Source organism: Candidatus Phyllobacterium onerii (assembly GCF_028331445.1).
Lineage (GTDB): Bacteria > Pseudomonadota > Alphaproteobacteria > Rhizobiales > Rhizobiaceae > Phyllobacterium > Phyllobacterium onerii.
This window is the reverse complement of sequence record NZ_JAQMHX010000002.1, coordinates 81970-101682: the sequence shown is the minus strand read 5'-3', so window position 1 is coordinate 101682 and position 19713 is coordinate 81970. Positions and strand designations below refer to the sequence as shown.

At 56.4% G+C, this 19713-nt stretch carries 16 protein-coding genes; 4 read left to right on the top strand and 12 right to left on the bottom strand.

Annotated features, from left to right (window positions below):
• Positions 1–306 precede the first annotated feature (306 nt).
• The 5 genes from PHA01_RS06070 to PHA01_RS06050 form a co-directional block, all read right to left on the bottom strand.
• Positions 307–1062, bottom strand: a complete 756-nt coding sequence (locus tag PHA01_RS06070) for a LuxR C-terminal-related transcriptional regulator (RefSeq protein ID WP_271894035.1) — start codon at positions 1060–1062, stop codon at positions 307–309.
• Positions 1063–1112: 50 nt separating this feature from the next.
• The gene (locus PHA01_RS06065) at positions 1113–1628 is read right to left on the bottom strand and encodes a hypothetical protein (protein WP_271894034.1); all 516 of its coding nucleotides are present in this window, start codon (positions 1626–1628) and stop codon (positions 1113–1115) included.
• 216 nt (positions 1629–1844) lie between these two features.
• Entirely contained in the window at positions 1845–3545 is a 1701-nt protein-coding gene (locus PHA01_RS06060; protein ID WP_271894033.1) for a S8/S53 family peptidase, read from the bottom strand.
• Positions 3546–3595: 50 nt separating this feature from the next.
• Positions 3596–4531 carry a phosphatase PAP2 family protein gene (locus tag PHA01_RS06055; RefSeq protein ID WP_271894032.1) on the bottom strand — a complete coding sequence of 312 codons (936 nt, stop codon included), beginning with the start codon at positions 4529–4531 and terminating at the stop codon, positions 3596–3598.
• Between the two features lie 48 nt (positions 4532–4579).
• On the bottom strand, positions 4580–6412 hold the full coding sequence (locus PHA01_RS06050) for an SARP family transcriptional regulator (RefSeq protein ID WP_271894031.1): 1833 nt from the start codon (positions 6410–6412) through the stop codon (positions 4580–4582).
• A gap of 440 nt (positions 6413–6852) precedes the next feature.
• On the opposite strand from PHA01_RS06050, the gene PHA01_RS06045 reads away from it, so the two are divergent.
• Positions 6853–7296: an SRPBCC family protein gene (locus PHA01_RS06045; protein ID WP_224510131.1), complete on the top strand. Its 444-nt coding sequence runs from the start codon at positions 6853–6855 to the stop codon at positions 7294–7296.
• 315 nt (positions 7297–7611) lie between these two features.
• Here PHA01_RS06045 and PHA01_RS06040 read toward each other — a convergent pair whose 3' ends face one another.
• From PHA01_RS06040 to PHA01_RS06015, 6 genes are all read right to left on the bottom strand, one after another.
• Positions 7612–8118, bottom strand: a complete 507-nt coding sequence (locus PHA01_RS06040; protein ID WP_271894029.1) for a hypothetical protein — start codon at positions 8116–8118, stop codon at positions 7612–7614.
• Between the two features lie 72 nt (positions 8119–8190).
• Complete coding sequence (locus PHA01_RS06035; RefSeq protein WP_271894028.1) at positions 8191–8316, bottom strand: hypothetical protein; 126 nt, start codon at positions 8314–8316, stop codon at positions 8191–8193.
• A gap of 24 nt (positions 8317–8340) precedes the next feature.
• Positions 8341–9492 (bottom strand): helix-turn-helix domain-containing protein, encoded by a 1152-nt coding sequence (locus PHA01_RS06030; protein WP_271894027.1) that lies wholly within the window; start codon positions 9490–9492, stop codon positions 8341–8343.
• Between the two features lie 265 nt (positions 9493–9757).
• Positions 9758–10804: an AI-2E family transporter gene (locus PHA01_RS06025; RefSeq protein WP_271894026.1), complete on the bottom strand. Its 1047-nt coding sequence runs from the start codon at positions 10802–10804 to the stop codon at positions 9758–9760.
• A gap of 173 nt (positions 10805–10977) precedes the next feature.
• Positions 10978–11469, bottom strand: coding sequence for a DUF1269 domain-containing protein (locus PHA01_RS06020; RefSeq protein ID WP_183662177.1), 492 nt, complete (start codon positions 11467–11469; stop codon positions 10978–10980).
• A 151-nt stretch (positions 11470–11620) separates the two neighbouring features.
• On the bottom strand, positions 11621–13297 hold the full coding sequence (locus PHA01_RS06015) for an alpha/beta hydrolase (protein WP_271894024.1): 1677 nt from the start codon (positions 13295–13297) through the stop codon (positions 11621–11623).
• A 622-nt stretch (positions 13298–13919) separates the two neighbouring features.
• Between PHA01_RS06015 and PHA01_RS06010 the strand changes: the two genes are divergently transcribed.
• The 3 genes from PHA01_RS06010 (at position 13920) to PHA01_RS06000 (ending at position 18676) form a co-directional block, all read left to right on the top strand.
• Entirely contained in the window at positions 13920–15470 is a 1551-nt protein-coding gene (locus PHA01_RS06010; RefSeq protein ID WP_224510116.1) for an AbgT family transporter, read from the top strand.
• Positions 15471–15506: 36 nt separating this feature from the next.
• The gene (locus PHA01_RS06005) at positions 15507–16715 is read left to right on the top strand and encodes a M20/M25/M40 family metallo-hydrolase (protein WP_271894022.1); all 1209 of its coding nucleotides are present in this window, start codon (positions 15507–15509) and stop codon (positions 16713–16715) included.
• A gap of 128 nt (positions 16716–16843) precedes the next feature.
• The gene (locus PHA01_RS06000; RefSeq protein WP_271894021.1) at positions 16844–18676 is read left to right on the top strand and encodes an SLC13 family permease; all 1833 of its coding nucleotides are present in this window, start codon (positions 16844–16846) and stop codon (positions 18674–18676) included.
• A 368-nt stretch (positions 18677–19044) separates the two neighbouring features.
• Here PHA01_RS06000 and PHA01_RS05995 read toward each other — a convergent pair whose 3' ends face one another.
• Positions 19045–19677 (bottom strand): ATP-dependent Clp protease proteolytic subunit, encoded by a 633-nt coding sequence (locus PHA01_RS05995; RefSeq protein WP_271894020.1) that lies wholly within the window; start codon positions 19675–19677, stop codon positions 19045–19047.
• Positions 19678–19713 lie beyond the last annotated feature (36 nt).

Sequence of the window (19713 nt, the reverse complement as noted above, 5' to 3'; positions counted from 1 at the left end):
GCTCTCGCGCGGCCCCGATGTGTCTTGCACAGGCTTTGGCCGTTGCGTTGGCAAGCCGCCAGAGCAGCAAGGATGAGCCTCGGATTCCGACGGTGGCGGGGCAGTAGCCCGTAGGCCGACGAAATCCGGCTATGCGAGATCCGGGCGCCGACAGCATAGTAGCGAAGCTCGGAAATCGCATAATGTCTCGTCTCGAATCGCATCTTAGATACAGGCGCGTGCAAAAAAGACCCTCCCACAAGAGGGAGGGTCAGATGCGGGAGCGGCCCCCGTCGCCCCCAACGGCGTTCTTTTTTCTGCGACGCTCTATGCGATCTCATCAAACATGGCGTTGATTTTGTAAATTGCTTCCGCCCGGTTCGTCGCCCGAACCTTCTTGAGGATATTTCGAACGTGAACTTTCACAGTGTTTGGAGCAAGCCTGAGGGCATAGGCAATCGTTTTGTTTGCCTTTCCCTGCCGCAGGACTTCGATGACCTCACGTTCCCGTCGTGTGAACATTTCCAAACGCTTGGACGGATGAGGGTTGGTTCCGAGGATGCTTTGCATATCATGCCGGTTCTTGGCCGCGACGAAAACACCACCTGCCAACGCCATCGATATTGCTTCGATGCAAACAGATATTCCGGCATTGCCTGGAAGGTAACCATGGGCACCTTGCTGGAGAACGCTCAGGATTTGCTGAAATCCGCACAGGCCCGCCTGAACAATGACTGGGACTTTCGGAAATCTTCGTACAAGCGCCCCGATTTCTAGCACAATGGAATTATCCATGAATCTGGAGTCGTCGACGCATACAAGGATGACTGACAATGCCGCTGCTTCATATGCCTCTATATCGTTCACAGAGCCATATGTGGCCAAGCGCAGTCCAAGTCCATTCGATATAAGCCCCCTCGAAAGATGCTCTCGAGCAATGGCACGTCCGTCAATAATGGCAAGGGTCCGTTGTGGACGGGGTTCTGTCGATGCGATGTGGAACGCTGCACGGCGGGCCGCCGCATGCCGATTGTAAACGGCGTGATCAGCATCCGGTATTCGTTCATACATAATTCCTGACATTTTCTTGTCCCCAAAAACTACTCATTGACACGTGCTTGCAACATTGAAATTCAATTGCACCACGTTTTGCTGTTGCCGTTTCGAGCGCGGCAAATACGTGCCGAGCGTTCGATCAAAAGCTGCATTGCGGCGTAGGAGAGTTTGATTTCTCCTCCTCTGCTACGCAGTGCGCCGATCTCAGTTAGGCGTTGAACCGCGCGACCATCTATTCGCCGGATCGTTTCGCCCTGTGACAGGCGGTTCAATGCTTCCCAGTCGTCTATCGATATTTCACGCTTTAAAACCATGTTCGTCGAGCTCCGATTATGAATTGCCAGGCAAATACCCGCTTCAGACGGGCTTATCGAAAATAGCGAGAACTGCCGCGGCATGTCCGTTGCCGGTGCTGCCCAGTCACGTTGTTGACAATTGGACACGGTCGAAAAACGGGTCTGTGCACTGGAGTTAGGATCGAGATATGAATAAGTCGGATCTCCCGCTCCATGGATGCTTTGACGCTTTTGTAAGTGAGGCACAAACCCGTTGGCAATTTCGGCCGCTTGATCAATCTGGCAAATGATGACCACCGGTATTTTCTGGTAAGAACTGTTGACATCGGTTTTCCCTCCTGCAGTCTATTTGATCGACTTGATCTCCGGATTTACCGAAGTATTGATCTAATATTACCGGAGGAGGCGTCTCTCGAGCGCTGTCTGACCGTCAATGCACCGTCAAAAATGCAGGACAAAACATAAAAAGGACCCGCGGGCGGGTCCTTTTTGGATGTTTTGTTGGCCTCTGCGTCAACTGTTCAACACGACATCGACAGCGGCGGCGGCGTTAAGAAGTCCCGCTCCAAAGAAATACCTGGAATCGATGACATCTTCATTGTCCGCATTCATGCAGTCGGGGGTGAGGGGACGAAAACCCGGTCCAACATTGCTGCTTCGGCTGGACGCTTCCTCGAGGATAGACTTGACGGCTATACCGTCTAGCCTGCCTGACCCACCGTGAACGGCACGATGGGCCCGTTGTACGAGAGCCGCGACGCCGCCGACCAAGGCTGCGGCCCCGGACGTGCCGCCAAAGCTGGTATAGTAACCGCCACCAATGCCGGGATTATTGGCAGAGGGAAGCAGTGAGGACCAGGGAGCTTTTCCTTCATCATAACCAAAGACCCCCGGAAGGTCTGTGCTGAGAAGGCTGAACTGCGAATAGCAATATTCCTTGCCGGGATCCGCGTTATATTGATGCTTGGCGATCAAGGGTGACAGCCGATTGATCCGCAATTGATGGCGATTGAAGACCTCCCCATCATCAGAGGGCGCAACGAGCGTTAGACCTTCGCCATAATTGCTATAGCCGGACCGGAAACCTTCAACCGTGACGGCGCCGACCGCGATGATCCCGTTGTCGGGAGCTGCGAGGCTCGCCGGATAGATCAGCTGGCTTTCGCCACTGTTGCCGGCAGCGCAGATCACCGGAATCTTTCGGCTCACAGCAATGATCAAATGTTCCAGGATCGTCCATATGCGGTCCGGATTGGAACCCAGCTGCGTTGCCTTGGGCTCGAGTTCCGCCGGTCCCTGTTCTGCCAGGGCGATGCGTGCAAATAGATCCGCAGCATCACGATTGGCCCAGCGCTCCAAGTCGGCCTTCAATTCGTTCTTGGGCTCAATGGCGCTTCGCTTCGGATCGGGTATGCCGCGGGGCATGACGATGACGTCAACGTTCTGCAAATACGCATAAAGGAGTGCGGCGATGAACTGCACAGGATTGTCTTCGAACGAAGTCGTAATGTTGACGAGGCGCGAAAAAGGATCAGCGCCAAAATACGGTAACAGGTTGGGATTTTTGTTGGGATGGGTCTCGGTTGAATCGGGATTCGTAAAGATGTCTTCTGGTGGAGACAGGATTTCGCTGTCTTCCGTGGCCAATGCGGCGGGCTCGGCCACGATTAAACCGGCACAGGCAGTGCCGTGAGCGGCGAACATGGTGTTCGAATCGAGAATCCGGCGCAATACGCCATAGGAACCAGCATACTCCGCCACAATATCATCCAGGTATTCCTTGTCATCAACCGATAGTCCGAGGTTGCCGAGTCCGGATATGTCGAGTTCGGCAAAGAACGCCTGTTTCTCTTCCTTGTAGGAACTATTTGTATCGTCGAGGATGGCCAACGCACGCGCACCGTATCTGTGCGTTGCCAGGTCAATAGAGGCATTCTGATCGATCCGGGTTGCCAGGTTCGGGTGATCTGGAGATATGCCGACGTCAATGAGCGCCACCCTCGCAGGCGAGATCGCAGCCACCTCTGCAAGGGTGTCCCAGACAGAACCGGAAATAACAGGAGAAGGCGTGATGCGCAGCGCACTTTCATTGTTGGGGGGAATCGAACCACTCGAAGATCCGAAGTCCGCCGTAATCACTCCCAGAGCAGCCAAATGCCAGAGATAATAGTAGCCGGCAGGCGCAGCCTTCGTGTTGTCTGATTGGAGGGCCATCTGTAACCTCATTTACCCTAGAGGAACCACTGAAGATGAATGCACTTTCTTCACACCCATTCCTTGTGTACCGCGTTGTACGTGGCGGCGAACGCATCTCTCAGATAAGGAGCAAACCGGCGGGCCAGATCACGTCCTGCTTTCGTATCGCTCGGATAATGCAGGCCGGCCCATTCTCGATTCTCTGCAACATTCTGAGCAATTCGCGCCAACTCTTCGGTCGCTGGATGCTCAGGAAGGATCGTGTTGAATGCAAACACAATGGAAAAGCATTGGAATGCATGATTGCTTTGGAAGGATTCGTGCGCTGGAACTGCCAGAAGCGGTCGCAGTCGCGGTTCAAACTGACTGGGTCGCAACCGATTGAATTTATTCTTGTAAATGAGCCCAACATATTCGCAAGCGGTCAGGATGCTCTGAAAAAGCCCCTCGGTCTGTTCGAACCCGGCTATGTTCTCGATATAGAGAGGTCGTGTAAACTCGCCGACCGATAGCGAAGCTTCCTGTTGAATATCCGGGAGTCGTCTGGCCCTTTCGCGGTCGCGCTTCTGCATCGACAGCATCACTTTGGTTTCAAGGCGACTGAAATCCGGGCCTGGAGGTGGAGTAATGTCGAGCATCTCCCACGTAAACCGAGCGGCGGTGGTAAAAGCGTTCCGGGAAGGCTGTTGGTGGAGCCTGCGCAACTGGAATGCAGGTATCAACTGTGCATTGCCGGTGCTGATTCCGCCGAATGAGGTTTTGTTCTTGTTCTTGTTCTTGTTCAGCGAGGATTTGTTCAGCACCGATTTGTTGGCAACACCGCCGCTCGCCGTGGCGGCTCCGGCTAGAGGTGCCCCCGGGATGTTGATACCGGCCCCATCCACCGCTGCGTCAACCTCAGCGAACGGCAAAGGTGGGCAGGGCGATACATGATCGGCATCGACCTCAAATCGAAAATTGTTCAGGAACTGTATCAGCGGCGATTGCGCAGCAACGTTGACCATTTTCGCGTATCCTTCATCCATTCGAGCCGAATTTTGATTGAGGAAGAATTACCGAAGCTTGACACCGGCCTTGGTAAGCCCGGCGATCAGCATCTTGCCTCCCCCAGTTTTTAACAGCGGGTAGCGATTGTCCTTGAGCGACTCGATCGAGAAATTCGGTTCGACAGCCTCGAGCCGCTCTACATACTTTCCCGCCAACTCCATCTCGTCCCGATGTGCATGACTTGCTGCCATGTAGCGCAAGAGAGAATTGAAATCAGGACGCATCTTCAGCGCGTCTTCACCCGCAGAAATGGCGGCTGCGTGATCGCCGGCCAGAGCTGCACTGATGCACTTGGTCGTGTCGAAGTAATATTTGTGCACGCTGTAAAATCCAAGGTTCTGGACCCAGTTAGCCATGGCCAACGCCTTTTCAGGCTGCCCGGCATAACAATGCAACATGGAATAAAGATCCCAACCGAGCGGTTGTGCCGGGTTGAGCTTGATTGCGCGCTCGAATAGTCCGGCGGCATAGTCGTATTCGCAAAACAAGAATGAATGGACGTGTCCAACGAGAGCAAGTGCGATGGAATTGTTAGCATCCAACTCCAATGCCTTACGGGCGTAGAATTGGGCTTCTTCGACTATGGTGGAATCGTAGGCATTGAAACGCTGTCCAACGCGGAAAGTCCTGATAAAGGCGAGCCAGGCATAGACTGAGGAGGAGGGCCGCTCAGCAGCAATGTTGTGGAGGATGCGTTCGGCTCTATCGAGATCCCCCCGAGACAATCGAAAGACCGAGTTGACCGCCTCGATCATAGTGGTTTCGCGCTCGAGCTTTCCGCCTTCGCCGCGGAAAAGAAAGCTCCCGTTGACTTCATCGATTAAGTGATTGATCAGCCCATGCAACTGACTGGTTTCGCCTCTTTCCAGGGGCGGGCGATCAGCGATGCAACTGTCTTTCCAGATCAGGCTATGATCGGCCAAACGCACAATGCTCACCACGATAAGGGCGGTTTGACTGGCGAGCGTCAGTTCCAGCTGTATGCCGAGGGCTGTTGCCAGCGAGATCTCGTTGCCCGGTCCAACATCATTCGACGAGTTCGCCCCAGGCCCTGCGCCGAAGGAAAAATCAGTGACACGGATATCAGTTCCCTCAACAAGCGATTTTGCGATGAGATTAGTCACTCCCGCCGCAAGAATCTGTCCATTTTCACTTTGTCCGGCGATGCGCGAGGGCAAGATCGCGACAACCCATTGCCGCGAACTGACGCTGGAACTCGAGTCACTGGCTTTATCGTTCGCCGCTCCATTCCCAGTCCCACCACTATTCTTGCCCGGATTGATTGCCGTTAAAGGAACGAGTGGCGTCGGTTCCTGGTTCTGACGCGCCAGCTCAAGCTTAGGTTCAAATTTTTGCTGGAATTGTCCTTCATCGTAGCGACGCTGCCAGACCTGTCGCTCCAGTGTAAGCCACTCCTCGAATTCAGCGTCTCTGACGTCGACCCCTTCGAGAAAATGTTCAGCAGCCAGTTCGTCATTTCCTGCTGGATGGCCCTCGGTCAGGATTTCGTCGATATCCAGCCGTATGCGGTCCATGCGAAGCGAGACGGTGTTCTTGTCAGCCACCAGGATATCGCGTGCATCACCCAGGCATTTCCGGATATCGAGCAGTGCCTGGCGAAGACTGGCAGAGGCCTGGTCTTCAGGCCTGTCGCTCCAAAGCTTGTCACGAAGCCAAACTCTCGAACGTGATCCCCTTAGGGAGACCGCCAGCATGGCAAGGATCGCTTGGGACTTTTGGGATTTGGGCGTCAGAACCTTGCCCTCCGGATCAGTGATCGCGAAGGGTCCAATAAGGTACATGCGATAAGCCGCTTCGCTGTGCTGACTGCGGTCCATCAGCGTGGGTCCCCGAGTAGCCTCTTGGATTGCTTTATCTTGCTTGTGCTTGGGCTCTCGCTCTAACTTTGGCACAAAACACAACTTTGGCAATACGTTTGCGTGTATTGGGAGCCCCAGCGGGTAAACAGGAACGCTTATTCCCGAAATGTTGTACACTATTCCGCTCCCATCATTTGCTTGACGTCGGCTAAGCTGGCTGACTTACGGGGAATACAATTCCACTGTTATTGCAGCGTGAAACCAGCGTGAATTGTGGTCAAAAAAATAAGAAGGTGCGGGTTACAGCAGCACTTCTGATCGGTTCGGGGCGTGCGAACTCGCTAGAGCGCCGGCAGCTCGTCTGCGGTCGCGCAAACTTTTTTCAACAACGGTGTCGGATTGGCAAAGTCTCGCTCGTCCTAGGGGCCTGTTCCGGCAAATTATGGAGGATCACAACCATGCCGAATACCATACGTTTGCACCGCGTTCTGGCAACAAGTCCGGACAAGGTTTATCGGGCCTTCATCGAGGCAGACGCGCTCGCCAAGTGGCTTCCCCCCAACGGTTTTGCTTGTACTGTGCATCACTCAGAGCCGAAGGTCGGCGGCACGTTCAAAATGTCCTTCCGGAACTTTACGACTGGCAATAGCCACGCGTTTGGTGGCGAATATCTCGAGCTGGTTCCTGGTGAACGGTTGCGGTACACGGACAAATTCGACGACCCGAACCTGCCTGGCGAAATGGAAGTAACTGTGACGCTGGCCAAAGTGTCGGTCGGGACCGAGCTCCATATAACACAGGCGGGCGTGCCGGACGTCATTCCACCGGAGGCTTGTTATCTCGGATGGCAGGAGTCGCTGAAAAACTTGGCAAGGCTCGTCGAGCCGGAGATCAACGAATAGCCCATCAGACCTGCAGTCGCTGCGAGGTAATGGCTGTTCGCGGCGCCCAAATAAGAAGCAAACCGGTAGTTGCGGCTGCCCGGAGCGTAGGGATGCACGAAAGAACGCGCCGTGTTAGCGGCAATGATCCAGGTTGCCGACATCACGACCCAGCATTAGCATATACATTGGGAGAGAAGCAGGCGGCTTCACCGCCTGCGCATCCATAGTCAATGCCCCTGTTTGCGATGTAGTTTTGAAGGCCGCTCAATTCCTCACAGCCGCCGGGACAAAGCGCTGTCAAAGAAGCCAACTGCTCGCCGGCCTTCTCCAGGTTCAAAGAGAATATGCCTGGAAGAAAGCCAGGACCGCGCCCACGGCTATGCCAATCAGCGGTGCTATTATTCCCCCCAGCTTTGCTTTTCGGAGCGCGCGGGCTTGCCGTTCGCTTACCCGGCGGTTCGTCTGGTACCGTTCTTTGAAGATTTCGAGGTATTGGCGGGAAAATGTGGGCCGGTCGTTTTCGTTGTCGGCGGCGAGCAGCCAGAATTCGGCATTGCGACCAGGTAGATCGATGTCCCCGACTTCGAGGGCCTGAAAGCACTGCCAGGACGACCACACCAAAACCAGCGTCAAGGACGCCAGTTCCCAGCCAACCGTTGGAGAAAACTCGCCTGCAGCAAGGGACGTAACAGCGCCGGTCGCCGTGGCAAGGGCGATGACGGAAAATAGCCGGAGAAGTCCCAGCGCCTGGTTATTGCTCGAAGATATGAGAGCAACGATCGCATTCTGCCGAAATCGCGTATCTTCGATAGCGAGCTTCCAGTCGTCATTTTCAAACATTGGAATCATCCCCTTCGGCATTGCGGACAGGGCGGTCAAAATGCACAATTTCAACCACCGGCAGCGCGACCGCTAATACAGGAACCAACCAATTGCGATCGCAGCTGCAACACCGATCAGGAACAGTACGGTGAATGTGAAGGGCCCGACGTTCACGCCCAGTTGTCTCAGCCGCTCGTCCAGATCATCATGACGCATCGAAAACCTCATCGTTGGTGCAGATCAACCATGAAGCTTGCGTAGCAGCAATCCGAGGCGTTCTTCAGGAGCTGCGGTGGAGATTTCGCCGGCTGGCCTGCTCGGCCAACTGCTCTTGCGGCCCGCTCTCACTTCGCTTGGCGTATAGCCGAACTCCCTCTTGAATGCCCGGCTGAACTCTGCGCCATCACTGAAACATCGTTGCTCAGCGATCTCGATGATACGACGTTTGTCGTTCGGGTCGGCCAATGCTGCGTGTGCATCGAGGAGCCGCTGGTGCTGCAGGTAATGCATCACGCCACCGAATGGCTCGAACATTCGATAAAGCCCGGTGCGTGAAATCGCGAGTTCACGCCGCAAGACCTTGGCATTGAACAATGGATCGAACAATCTGGATTGCACTACGCGGCGTGCCTTTTCGAGCAACACGCGGGCGATAGGTGCCTGAGCCTCCTCGATGTTGCCTGGAGATGGCAGCAGGCAGGCCCGGATCATCGCCTGCGTCGCGCCAACGAGTTCAGGGAGATTGTCCGCCTCGACCGCTGGCAGCCGCTTGGCCAGTCCGATGAAATAGTCGGACAATAGCCGGCCCATCGCGGTGTCGACTGTGGAGAACTCGGAAGCGCTGAGGGCATGTGCCACTTCTGGATCGGAATCTCGGGGAACAAACAGCACCAGCATGTCGCTATCTGTTACACTCCCCTCAAACCAGCGTCCCAGCGAATGAACCTGGACGATACCGGCGCCGCCTTGAAAGCTTCCTGCCGGGCCCTCGGTGCTGATCGAACCGTCGAGTGGAAGGGTCAATGTCCAGTGATCGAGCGCTTCCCTGCGCGCATGACCTGGAACACTTGCAAACTCGAGTGCGCCGGTTCTGATCCGCGAGAATGCCAGGCTGCCGAGATCCCAGACCGTCTGCTTTCCTTCAAAACCGCGGGACCTGTCCCTGCATTCGCCAAGCTCGAGCATCGATGAGAAGCTTTTGCGCCAGGATTCATACTGATGGTCAATCGGCACGCCGCTGGTATCGAACTTGAACGCGGGAATGGAGAATGCGCCGGAAGACGACCGCTTCGGTTGGGGAGGAGGGCCGTTGATGGCAGATGCCGCTGCCGCGTGTGCAAAGTTTCGATCGAGCGATATATCCGATGGTGCGATATGATCATGCGCGTTCATGATTTCACCATTTGTCGTACCCGGAACAACGTGCAAAATAGGTGGCGCTGTCTCATTGTTAGAGACGAGCATAGTAGTACTTCGATCCATTTTGTTGGGGGAAGTACAGGCACGGCTGCTCCAAAAAACCACAAGAATAAGGTATCGCGCAGTTACAAATGCTCGACTTCACAAGTGTGGCACAACCATTGCGGTCTGTTCAGTACGTAACTGTTACGAAACGAGTTGCACAAACGGTGGTCTCTCTACCTGAAGGTGTTCGAAATTACATCGAAGTTCTGTCGGAATTGTCAAAAGCCTTTGCCGACAGCAACACGGCAATCCATTTCGCCACGGACGATTTCTCGCAGTAGATAAGGAACGCGATTAGAATGGGGACGCCAATGAATGCGCCTGGCACCCCCCACATGAAGCTCCAGAAGAATACCGAAAAAATGACGGCGAAAGGCGAAATTGCCAAGGATGCGCCGGTTAAACGGGGTTCAAGATAGCTACCGATCAGAAACTGGATCAGGTTCAGTCCGACAAAGACAGCCAGAGCCATCTGCCAGGAATCAAATTGGCCTATGGCAAAAAGCGTCGGCAGGACAGTCGCTACGAACGGTCCAAGGAACGGTATGTAGTTGAGGGTGAAGGCAATTGCGCCCCAGGCAGCCGCCAGTTCGAGGCCTGCGAAATAGGCGAATGCCCAGACGATCAACCCGGTCAAGATGCTGGCAAACGTGCGCACGAGCATGAACCGGCGCAATTTCATTGAAATTTCGCGATTGGCATGGAGCATGTTCATGCCCTGCGGTTGTAGCGCGGGAGAGCGAAGACGCTTGGCGAAATCCTCTATTTCCAGGAGACCGAGCATGACGAAAACAAAGACCAGCAAGGCAAATCCCGCGAAACTATTGAGGCGCCCGGCCAACCCCTGGGTAAAGCTCACCAGCCATGTCACGTCGAAACGGTCGGCGAGTGGACCTGCGATGGCAATGCCGTGTTCCTCCAGCCAGTCGGTCCAGTGGACATAGACATCCTGGAACCTGCGGGCATTGAGGAAAAGCCATTGGCCAAGCCTGCTGAGACCCCACGTCACCGAGGATCCGACGGCGACGATGATGAAGATTGTTGAAGAGAGCGTCACAAACAGGGCAAGCAGTTTGGGCACCCAGCGCTGCAACCTGATCTGGAGTGGCGCAACGAGGGCGATGACGAAAAGGGAGAAGGCGAACGGTATGAAGATTGCCTGGCCGAAACGAAGCAGCGCGAGAACCAGGATGCCGGTCGCGAGGTAGCCGATCATCGGTTTTGCATATTGAACTGCCATGCCTTGCCTACCCGCCCCAAACCCAATGATCCCGGCCTACCCGGAAGCGCAAGGCAAAGACCCTGGCCAATGGACCACGGCCATTCGCCCGTCGGCTCCGCAAACCATCTCGATAACGATCCGGAAGATGGGTCCTGCGGGTGAGCACATGGACTGTGCCCTACTGTCTAAGGTCAAGATGTGGCCTTTTGCAAGGCGTCGCGCAAAACCTGCTCCTTGGTTTCATCCAACGAAGTTTTGAGAACAACACCGCCGTAATGCGAAATGTCCTTCAGGACCTTGTCAGCCGTCATCGACTGCACGAGCACGAACAGGGCGGCATTTCCAGGCTGAATATTGGCTGCGAGATCCTTCATGAAGTTGTCGTTTATGCCAACATCCGTCAATGCCCCGCCGAGGGCACCAGATGCCGCCCCGACTGCGGCGCCGATCAGCGGATTGAGAAAGAGGACGCCAATCAGCAGACCCCAGAAACTGCCGGATACCGCGCCGGCGGCTGTCGTGCTCACCAACTGGTTGAGCTTGATTTTGCCCGCATCTGTCTTTGTGGCGATGACAGCGTCGCCAAGCGTGATCAGATATTCTTTCTGGAGTTCGAGGAGACGATTGCGCACCTCTTCGGCTTTGGGTTCGGTGGGATAGACGATCACGATAAGATCAGACATGTTGCCTCCGGTTCTCTAGGGTGACTAACGCTGGGACGCGCTGCAAAAAACTATATCGTGCCCGACACGTCGAAGAGATTAGCCATGAATCCCACAGCTATGCATTGTGTTTCTTTTTCCTGCGAAGGTCGACTGGACATTGAACAAGCGGTCAATCGCTTGGTGGCGGATTGTCGGCGCTCCGCGACCGTTCGAAGAAAAATGCCTTCAGGCGAGAAACATCTTCCGGCCCAATATTCTGCGGGGCGGTAACGGCAACCCAGCCGTCGATGTAATGCTCCGGAGCGTAGACATGACCGTATCCCATCGGCGAGGTCGTGGCGATGGCCATGTCGAACAGGAGCTGCAGCATTGTGACCCCTGGAATCCAGCGGAGGCTTGGCGAGACATCGGGACCACGCGGGCTCTTCATCCAATCCGGCTCTCGATAGAGCGCGTGAAAATCGAAGAACGTCACAGGATCGCTGGCATATTGGAGATAGACGATGCGAAGCGGTCCCCAGACGGCGCCGGGAATATCGAGCGCGTTGTTCTGGTTGGTGAACCGTATGATCGAACCGTCGCGGAAGCGCGGCAGCCATGCCGGCGAACCAGGATTTCGGCTTGCCGTCACGGAGTTCCAAATGCGGCTCTGGAAAGGGGGACCGCTCCACAGGGCGCCTTGGAAAGGATCGCCGATAATATCGTAGAGATGGGCTGAAAGTTCGGAGTTCATCGCGCCGAGGCTCAGGCCATACAAGTACAGTTTGGGTCGGCTGTCACGCGGGAGCGTAGTCCAGTGGCGGTATACTTCGCGAAACAGCGCCTGGCCTGCTTCGGCGCCGTAGCCCGGTTCCACGAGCAAGGATAGCCAACTGCTGAGATAGGAATATTGCACGGCGACGCTGGCGATATCGCCATGATGTAGGTACTCGACCGTGTCGATACCCTCCGGATCGACCCATCCTGTTCCCGTGGGAACGATGACAATCAACGCCGCTCGTTCGAACCCGCCATCACGCTTCAATTCTTCAAGCGCGAGGCGCGCTCGTTCATCGACCGTTTCCGCGGAATTCAACCCGACATAGACACGAACGGGATCCAGCGCTTTTGCGTTGAAGAAACTGCCGATCTGCGCACCGGTAGGTCCAGATGCGATAAACGCGCGCCCTTGCCGCCCGAGGTCCTGCCAGTCGAGGACCGAGCCTGGACCGCCAGGTTTTGTGGGATCCGAGGGGCGTACCGAGCCGTCATCGATCCTGGCATCGAGTTCGCGAAAGGATGTGTCGACCATACGCAAGACGACCTTGAACAAGACGCCCTGCGCCACCGACCAGAAGAGTACTACCGCCAGAACACCGCCGATGACCTTGGAAACACGGCGCGGCACGAGGCGGTTCAGCCAGTGCGAGAAAAGCCGGAATGTCCGCTTGAAGAGGCGGGCGAGCAGAATGACCACCAGAAAAATACCGAGCGCAATAGCTGCAAGTTCAATTGGTTCCACGCTTTCGACCGGCCCAAGTCCCATGACGCTCCGCACGGTGTTTTGCCATTCGGCGGCCTTCCACAGAAAAACGCCGGCGGTTCCGATACACAGGATGACAGCAATCCATTTGGCCGCTTTCTGACCCCGCGCGCTTGGAACTGGAATTTCCAGATAGCGCCAGAGCCACACCGCTGCCACACCCACGCCATAGCCGAGCGCTGCACAAAACCCGGAGAGCGCACCCTGAACCAGGAAAGAGCGTGGCATGAGGCTAGGCGTAAGGGATGCGGCAAAGAAGAGAATACCGACAAGCAGACCAATGGCGGAGAACGACTTTGCCAAGACTGAAATATAAGCTTTCATCGGATTCCCCATCGAAGAGAGATGGCAGTTTGAAGTCGACCGCAGTGACGCAATGCATAGACACCCTGTCTTGTTGAAGAGTGATGTCAATTTCCAACTGGTGTCACGGTGATACTAACTATCCAGTCGTCAATTATTCGTTGTTGAGGCGATGGCCAATCAATAGGCGATCCTGGCACAGGCGGGATACCCTCGGTGCGGTCACGGCAGGAAATACGGGAAATTTGAACTGAGAGCTTGTTTTTGGGATTCCATGCCTATCACAGATAATTGGAGCACCACTATATTCGCATCATTGCGCTTGCGGCGCTTGTCGCACGCCGCGAAATTGGTGACCTCACATAGGGATAGAGGAGGTGTTTCAGTTTCATCTTTCCGCCTGTCGCTTGCAAGCGCGATACCTGAAAGGGGAGCCGGCATCGGGTACCTGATCCGATGATTGGCGGTTCACCCGCGAACGATCTCTACGATGCTTTGGCGGGATGTAGCAGGAGGGCGCCGTCGGCCATGGCTTGTCGTCTTGGCGACCACAGATTGAGCAAAGCCCAGGAAACCGCGCCATCTCACCTTGGTGTCATTCGAACAACTCGGCGTAATCCGTTGGCTTAACGGGAGACATGAAATGACCACTGCCAATACCGCGCCAAAGACCGTGATGCAAAGGCTGCTGGATGGTGTCGAGAGAGTGGGAAACATGGTTCCCCATCCCGTCATCATCTTCCTCATCCTGATTGGCATTGTTATCGTCCTGTCTGCCATTCTCGGTGCCTTCGGGGCGGCGGTCAGCTTTGAGCGCATCAATCCGGACACCCACGAGATCGAAACCGCTTCAACGGAAATACGCAGCCTTCTGAACGTGGAAGGCATTCGCTTCCTCTACTCCTCGCTCATTCCCAACTTCATGAGTTTCACGGCGGTGGGGCTGATGATCGCCGCCATGATCGGCGCGGGTGTAGCAGAGGAGTCCGGTCTGGTCACGGCACTGATACGCAAGCTCGTCATCGTTTCACCGCGTTGGGCCCTGACCTATATCCTGGCCTTCGTGGGCATCCTTGCAAGTATCGCAGCAGATGCCGGTTATCTGGTGCTTATACCGCTCGCCGGCGTCGCCTATCTGGCAGTCGGAAGACATCCGCTGGCTGGTCTGGCGCTCGGTTTTGCAGCAGTTGCCGGTGCTTTCACCGTCAACATGCTGATTAAACCACTTGATGCAGTCCTCGTGGAATTCACCAACGATGCGGCACGGCTGGTCGATCCCAATCGATCGATCGGGCTGGCATCAAATGTCTGGTTCTCCATCGCGTCCGTGATCTTCCTCACTTTCCTCATAGCATTCATCACCGACCGCATGATCTCGCCCCGGCTTGGGGAATACAAGCCGGAGGCAGCAGCTGACGGCGCTGTTCCAGATCAGGGGGCCGTGCTGAGCGAGCAGGAGTCACGCGGATTGCGGTTTGCACTCTACGGGCTCATCGGTCTGGTGGTGGTGTTCCTGCTGTTGACGCTTCCCAGTGGCGCGCCGTTGCGCAATCCTGAAACCGGCGAGCTGATTGGCAGTTCCCCATTCATGAACGGCCTGATCGCGCTCATCATGCTCCTCTTTCTGGTGACAGGGTGGACCTACGGCATCGGCGCCGGCACCTTGCGGACACTGTCGGAGGTGATCGCTGCCATCGAGAAATCGATCAAGAATATGGGCGGTACAATCTTCCTGTTCTTCGTCCTCAGCCAGTTCGTCGCCTATTTTACCTACACCAACATAGGCACGGTCATGGCGCTCAGCCTTTCCGGTGCGCTCCAGGCGGCAAATATCGGGGCCCTGCCACTGCTGATTGGCTTTATCGTCGTTGTCGCGATCATCGATCTGTTGCTGACCGGCGCAATTGCAAAGTGGGCGATCTTCGCTCCCGTCTTCGTGCCGCTGCTGATGAAGCTCGGGGTCGAGCCGGAGGCAGTCCTTGCAGCCTATCGCGTTGGTGACTCGCCAATGAACGCGATCACCCCGCTCAACGCCTATTTTGCACTCGTCGTCGGCTTCGCCCAGAAATACGACAAGTCCGCAGGCGTCGGCACCATAGTCTCGCTGATGCTCCCCTATGTCGTTTTGATATTCGTGCTGTGGACGGCTCTGTTTGCCGTCTGGAAGGCCCTCGGGCTGCCGTGGGGCCTGTGACGAACGCTATCTTAGCGATTACAACAAAATGATCGGATGGATGTCATGAGCAACTCTATTCCCCTTGATGTCGCGGCGGCGGAAGATCACCTGATGCGTTTCCTCTCGGTCGAGGGCGTCACCGGACAAGAAGCCAATATTGCCGCTGCGGTCAGCGACGCTCTGAAGAAGGTCGGCGTGCCGGAGTCGGCCATTCGTTTTGACGAGGCCAACAAACGTATTCCGCTCCCGACCGAAACGGGCAATCTGATCGTTGATCTGCCCGGAACTCGGCCAGGACCGCGGCTTCTCTTTTCCACGCACCTCGACACCGTGCCGCTCTGCGCAGGGGCAAAGCCGCGCCGCGAGGGGGACCGTATCGTCTCGGACGGCACCACCGCGCTTGGCGGCGATGCCCGGACTGGCGTCGCGGTTCTCGTCGTCGTCGCCGAAACTCTTATCAAGAACAAGCTGCCGCATCCGCCGATCACGCTGCTGTTCACCGTGCGCGAGGAAAGCGGGCTGCATGGTGCGCGGGAACTTAATCCGGCCGATCTCGGCGGCGCGGTCATGTGCATCAATGTCGATGGCCAGATGGCATCCGATCTGATCATCGGCGCTGTCGGCCAGGAGAATTGGGAAGCGGAAATCACCGGGCGTGCCTCGCATGCCGGCGTTGCGCCGGAAAAGGGCATATCGGCAACGATGGTCGGTGCGATGGCTCTTGCCGAAGCACGCCGGGCCGGCTGGTTCGGCAAGGTTGTCAAGTCAGACGGTCGCGGCACGAGCAATGTCGGTATCTTCGGCGGCAAGGACAACAAACCCGCAGGCGACGCGACCAACGTCGTGACCGACTATGCCTTCATCAAGGGCGAGGCCCGCAGTCCCGAATCCACCTTCGCGACGAAGATCGCCAAAGGTTACGAAGAAGCGTTCATCAAAGCGCAAAGTGAGGTCACCGATGACGCGGGCGACACTGCGGAGCTGAAATTCAGCCATGTGACTTCCTATCCACCGTTCGAACTCGGCAAGGACACTCCGATCGTACAGCGTGCGACCAAGGCGCTCAAGACGCTCGGCATCGAGCCAGTCTTGGTATTCTCCAATGGCGGCCTGGACGCCAACTGGCTCGACAAGCATGGCGTTCCCACCATTACCATCGGTTCCGGCCAGGCCGAGATTCATACCATCAAGGAGTATGTAAGCCTTCCGGAGTTTGAAAAGGGCTGCCGTATCGGCGTGCTCATGGCGACGCTTGATGACTGATAGTCCTGCGAGGCCGTCTGACGGCCGGAGCCATCCGTGAAGGAAAAACTCGGATGCCAGCAGGCATCGACGGCCAAACTGCTGGGCGACTAAAAAGCCCGGTCAGGGCCAAATGAGGAATTGAGCGATTGAGCCCGATAGCATACACCGCCGCCATTATAGCCGTTGCCGTCGTCCTGTTCGTCTGGAACAAATTGCCAGTTGTCGTTGTGGCCATGCTGACCGCATTGGCCCTGTGGGCGACCGGCGTGCTGACGATTAACCAGGCGCTTGGTGGCTTCGGTGATCCGGCGGTGGTCTTCATTGCGTCACTCTTTGTCGTCAGCTCCGGGCTGGAGGTAACCGGAGTCACCGCCTGGGCCGGGCAGTTGCTCATCCGTGGTGCTGGCGAAGAAAGCCGGACGCGGCTTTTGCTGCTGAAGATGGGGCTGGTTTCGCTGCTGACCGCCCTGATCAGCGTCAACGGCGCTGTCGCAGCGCTGCTTCCCGTAGTGGTTGTTATTGCCGTCCGCCTCAAGCGTAATTCGTCGCAATTGCTCATGCCGCTGGTTTTCTCCGCGCATGCTGGCTCCATGCTTGCGCTGACCGGAACGCCGGTAAACGTGCTGGTTTCCGAAGCCGGGCTTGACGCGGGGTTCGGCGGCTTCGGCTTCTTCGAATTCGCGCTTGTGGGCGTGCCACTTTTGGCAGGAACCATGGTCATCATCGTGCTGTTCGGAAAACAGCTGCTTCCCGAGCGCAACGGCGCCACCATGCCAGCCGATTTTAGCCGCCACGCCAAGACCCTGGTCGAGCAATATGGGCTCGCCAGCGGAATCTACCAGTTGCGGGTCCGGGCAAGCTCACCTTTTGTCGGCGTGCCATCATCTGAAGTCGCTCTATCCGCGCATCCGGGGCTGCAGCTGGTCGCCATACAGGAGGGCGAAACGGCCGGGCCGCTGCGCAGGCCCCTGGTCGCTGAGGGAGACCATCTTCTGATACGCGGTGAAGGTGACGCGGCCGCGGCATTCGCGGCCCAGATGCATCTTGCGTTTCGGGATGAGAAGGCGGCCGGGCAAGGCGAGGACACGCTGTTCAATCGCAGCTCCGGGCTTGCTGAAGTCGTCATCCCGCCACGCTCGGGTCTTATCGGGGAAAAAGTTTTCCCCGGCATGGTCACCGAAAGTGGAGATCTGATCGTTCTGGCGGTGCAGCGCCCAGGTTTGGAAACCGCCGCCATCAAAGCCAAGGGCGCAGGTGGTATCGAGCTGCAAGCGGGTGACACCATGCTGCTGCAGGGAACCTGGAAAGCTCTTGACGTTCACCTCGACGATCCAGACGTTCTGGTCGTCAATTCACCCGAACTGGTACGTCGTCAGGCCGTTCCCATGGGCCCGGGCGCGCGCCAGGCCATCATCATCTTGACTGCAATGGTCTTGCTTCTTGCGACCGGCATTGTGCCGCCGGCGGTATCCGGACTGCTTGCTGCCGGTGCGATCGTGTTGTCAGGCATCATGAATGTGGAGCAGGCCTATCGTGCGATTGGCTGGACGACGGTGATCCTCGTGGGCGCGATGATGCCGCTTTCCACCGCGATGGTGGAAACTGGGGCGGCAAAGCTGATGGCGGAACATCTTGTCAATCTCGTCGGCGATGCCGGACCGGTAGCGCTGCTTGCTGGCTTGTTCATCCTGACCGCGATCATGGGCCAGCTCATCAGCAACACGGCAACGGCTCTGATCGTCATCCCGATCGGTGTGGCGGCTGCAGCGGCAATGGGCATTTCGCCCCGTCCCGTGCTCATGAGCACGGCGGTGGCGGCGGCAGCGGCGTTCCTGACACCGATCGCCACGCCGACGAACCTGATGGTGATGGGGCCGGGCGGCTACGCTTTCAGCGATTACTGGAAGCTCGGCTTGCCACTGCTGATCTGGTTTTTTGTGGTTTCTGTCTTCATCGTGCCCCTGATCTGGCGTTTCTGATAAGAGGTCTTGACGATGGGCGATGGCGACCGGCTGTTCGTTGAAATCGAAGGCGTAGGCAAAATCCAAAATGTCGCCCGACAGTAATAGCGGCGAGGCGGGAGGCGGCTGCTAGCAGTCTTCCAGGAATGATTAACCGGTCGCTCCATCGGGAAGCCGGGAATGCAAATAATCCAGTATCACCTTGATTGTAGGGCAATCGGGCTCCGTGAGGAATAAGCGCTGTGATTTCGCGTTTTGGCACCCGGTAGTCCTGAAGCATCTTGGTGACATCGCCGCCGAAGAGTTCTCGCGGCAATGCAGTACTCGGGTAAGATTGCAAGCCCCAAGCCGCTTCTCACACCCGCGCTGTATATCCGCATTGGGGATCAATCAAAGGGCCTGCCGGTAGGGGAGAGCTCAACCTCAGGCCGCTTTGACAGAACCGTGTCAACAAGGCCCCATTTTCTGGCTTCCTGCGCCGTCATGAAATGATCTCGATCCAATGTCTTTTCCACATCCTCGAACGAGCGCCCGCAATGCTGCGCGTAGAGGCTGATCATTCGGTGCTTGGTTTGGCGCATTTCTTCCGCATGGATGAAAATGTCCGAGGCCTGTCCCTGGAATCCGCCGAGTGGCTGATGCACATGAAGACTTGAATTGGCCAATGCAGTGCGCTGACCGGGTTCACCCGCCATCAGGAGGAAGGAACCCATGGACCGTGCAGTTCCCATGCATAAGGTTGCGACGGGGCATGTGATGAACTGCATCGTGTCGTAGATCGCCAGACCACTGGTGATGACCCCGCCGGGCGAGTTTATGTACATTGAAACCGGCTTCGTGTGGCTTTCCGATTCCAGAAACAGCAATTGCGCGCAGATGAGTGCTGCCATTTGATCCTCGACCTCACCATTCAGGAACACGATGCGTTCACGTAGCAAGCGTGAGTAAATATCGAATGATCGTTCGCCGCGGCTGGATTGTTCCACGACCATAGGGACGAGTTGCATCATGTCGCGCATAGGCGAACTCCTTTCAGTGGTGTTCCGGGTTGTACT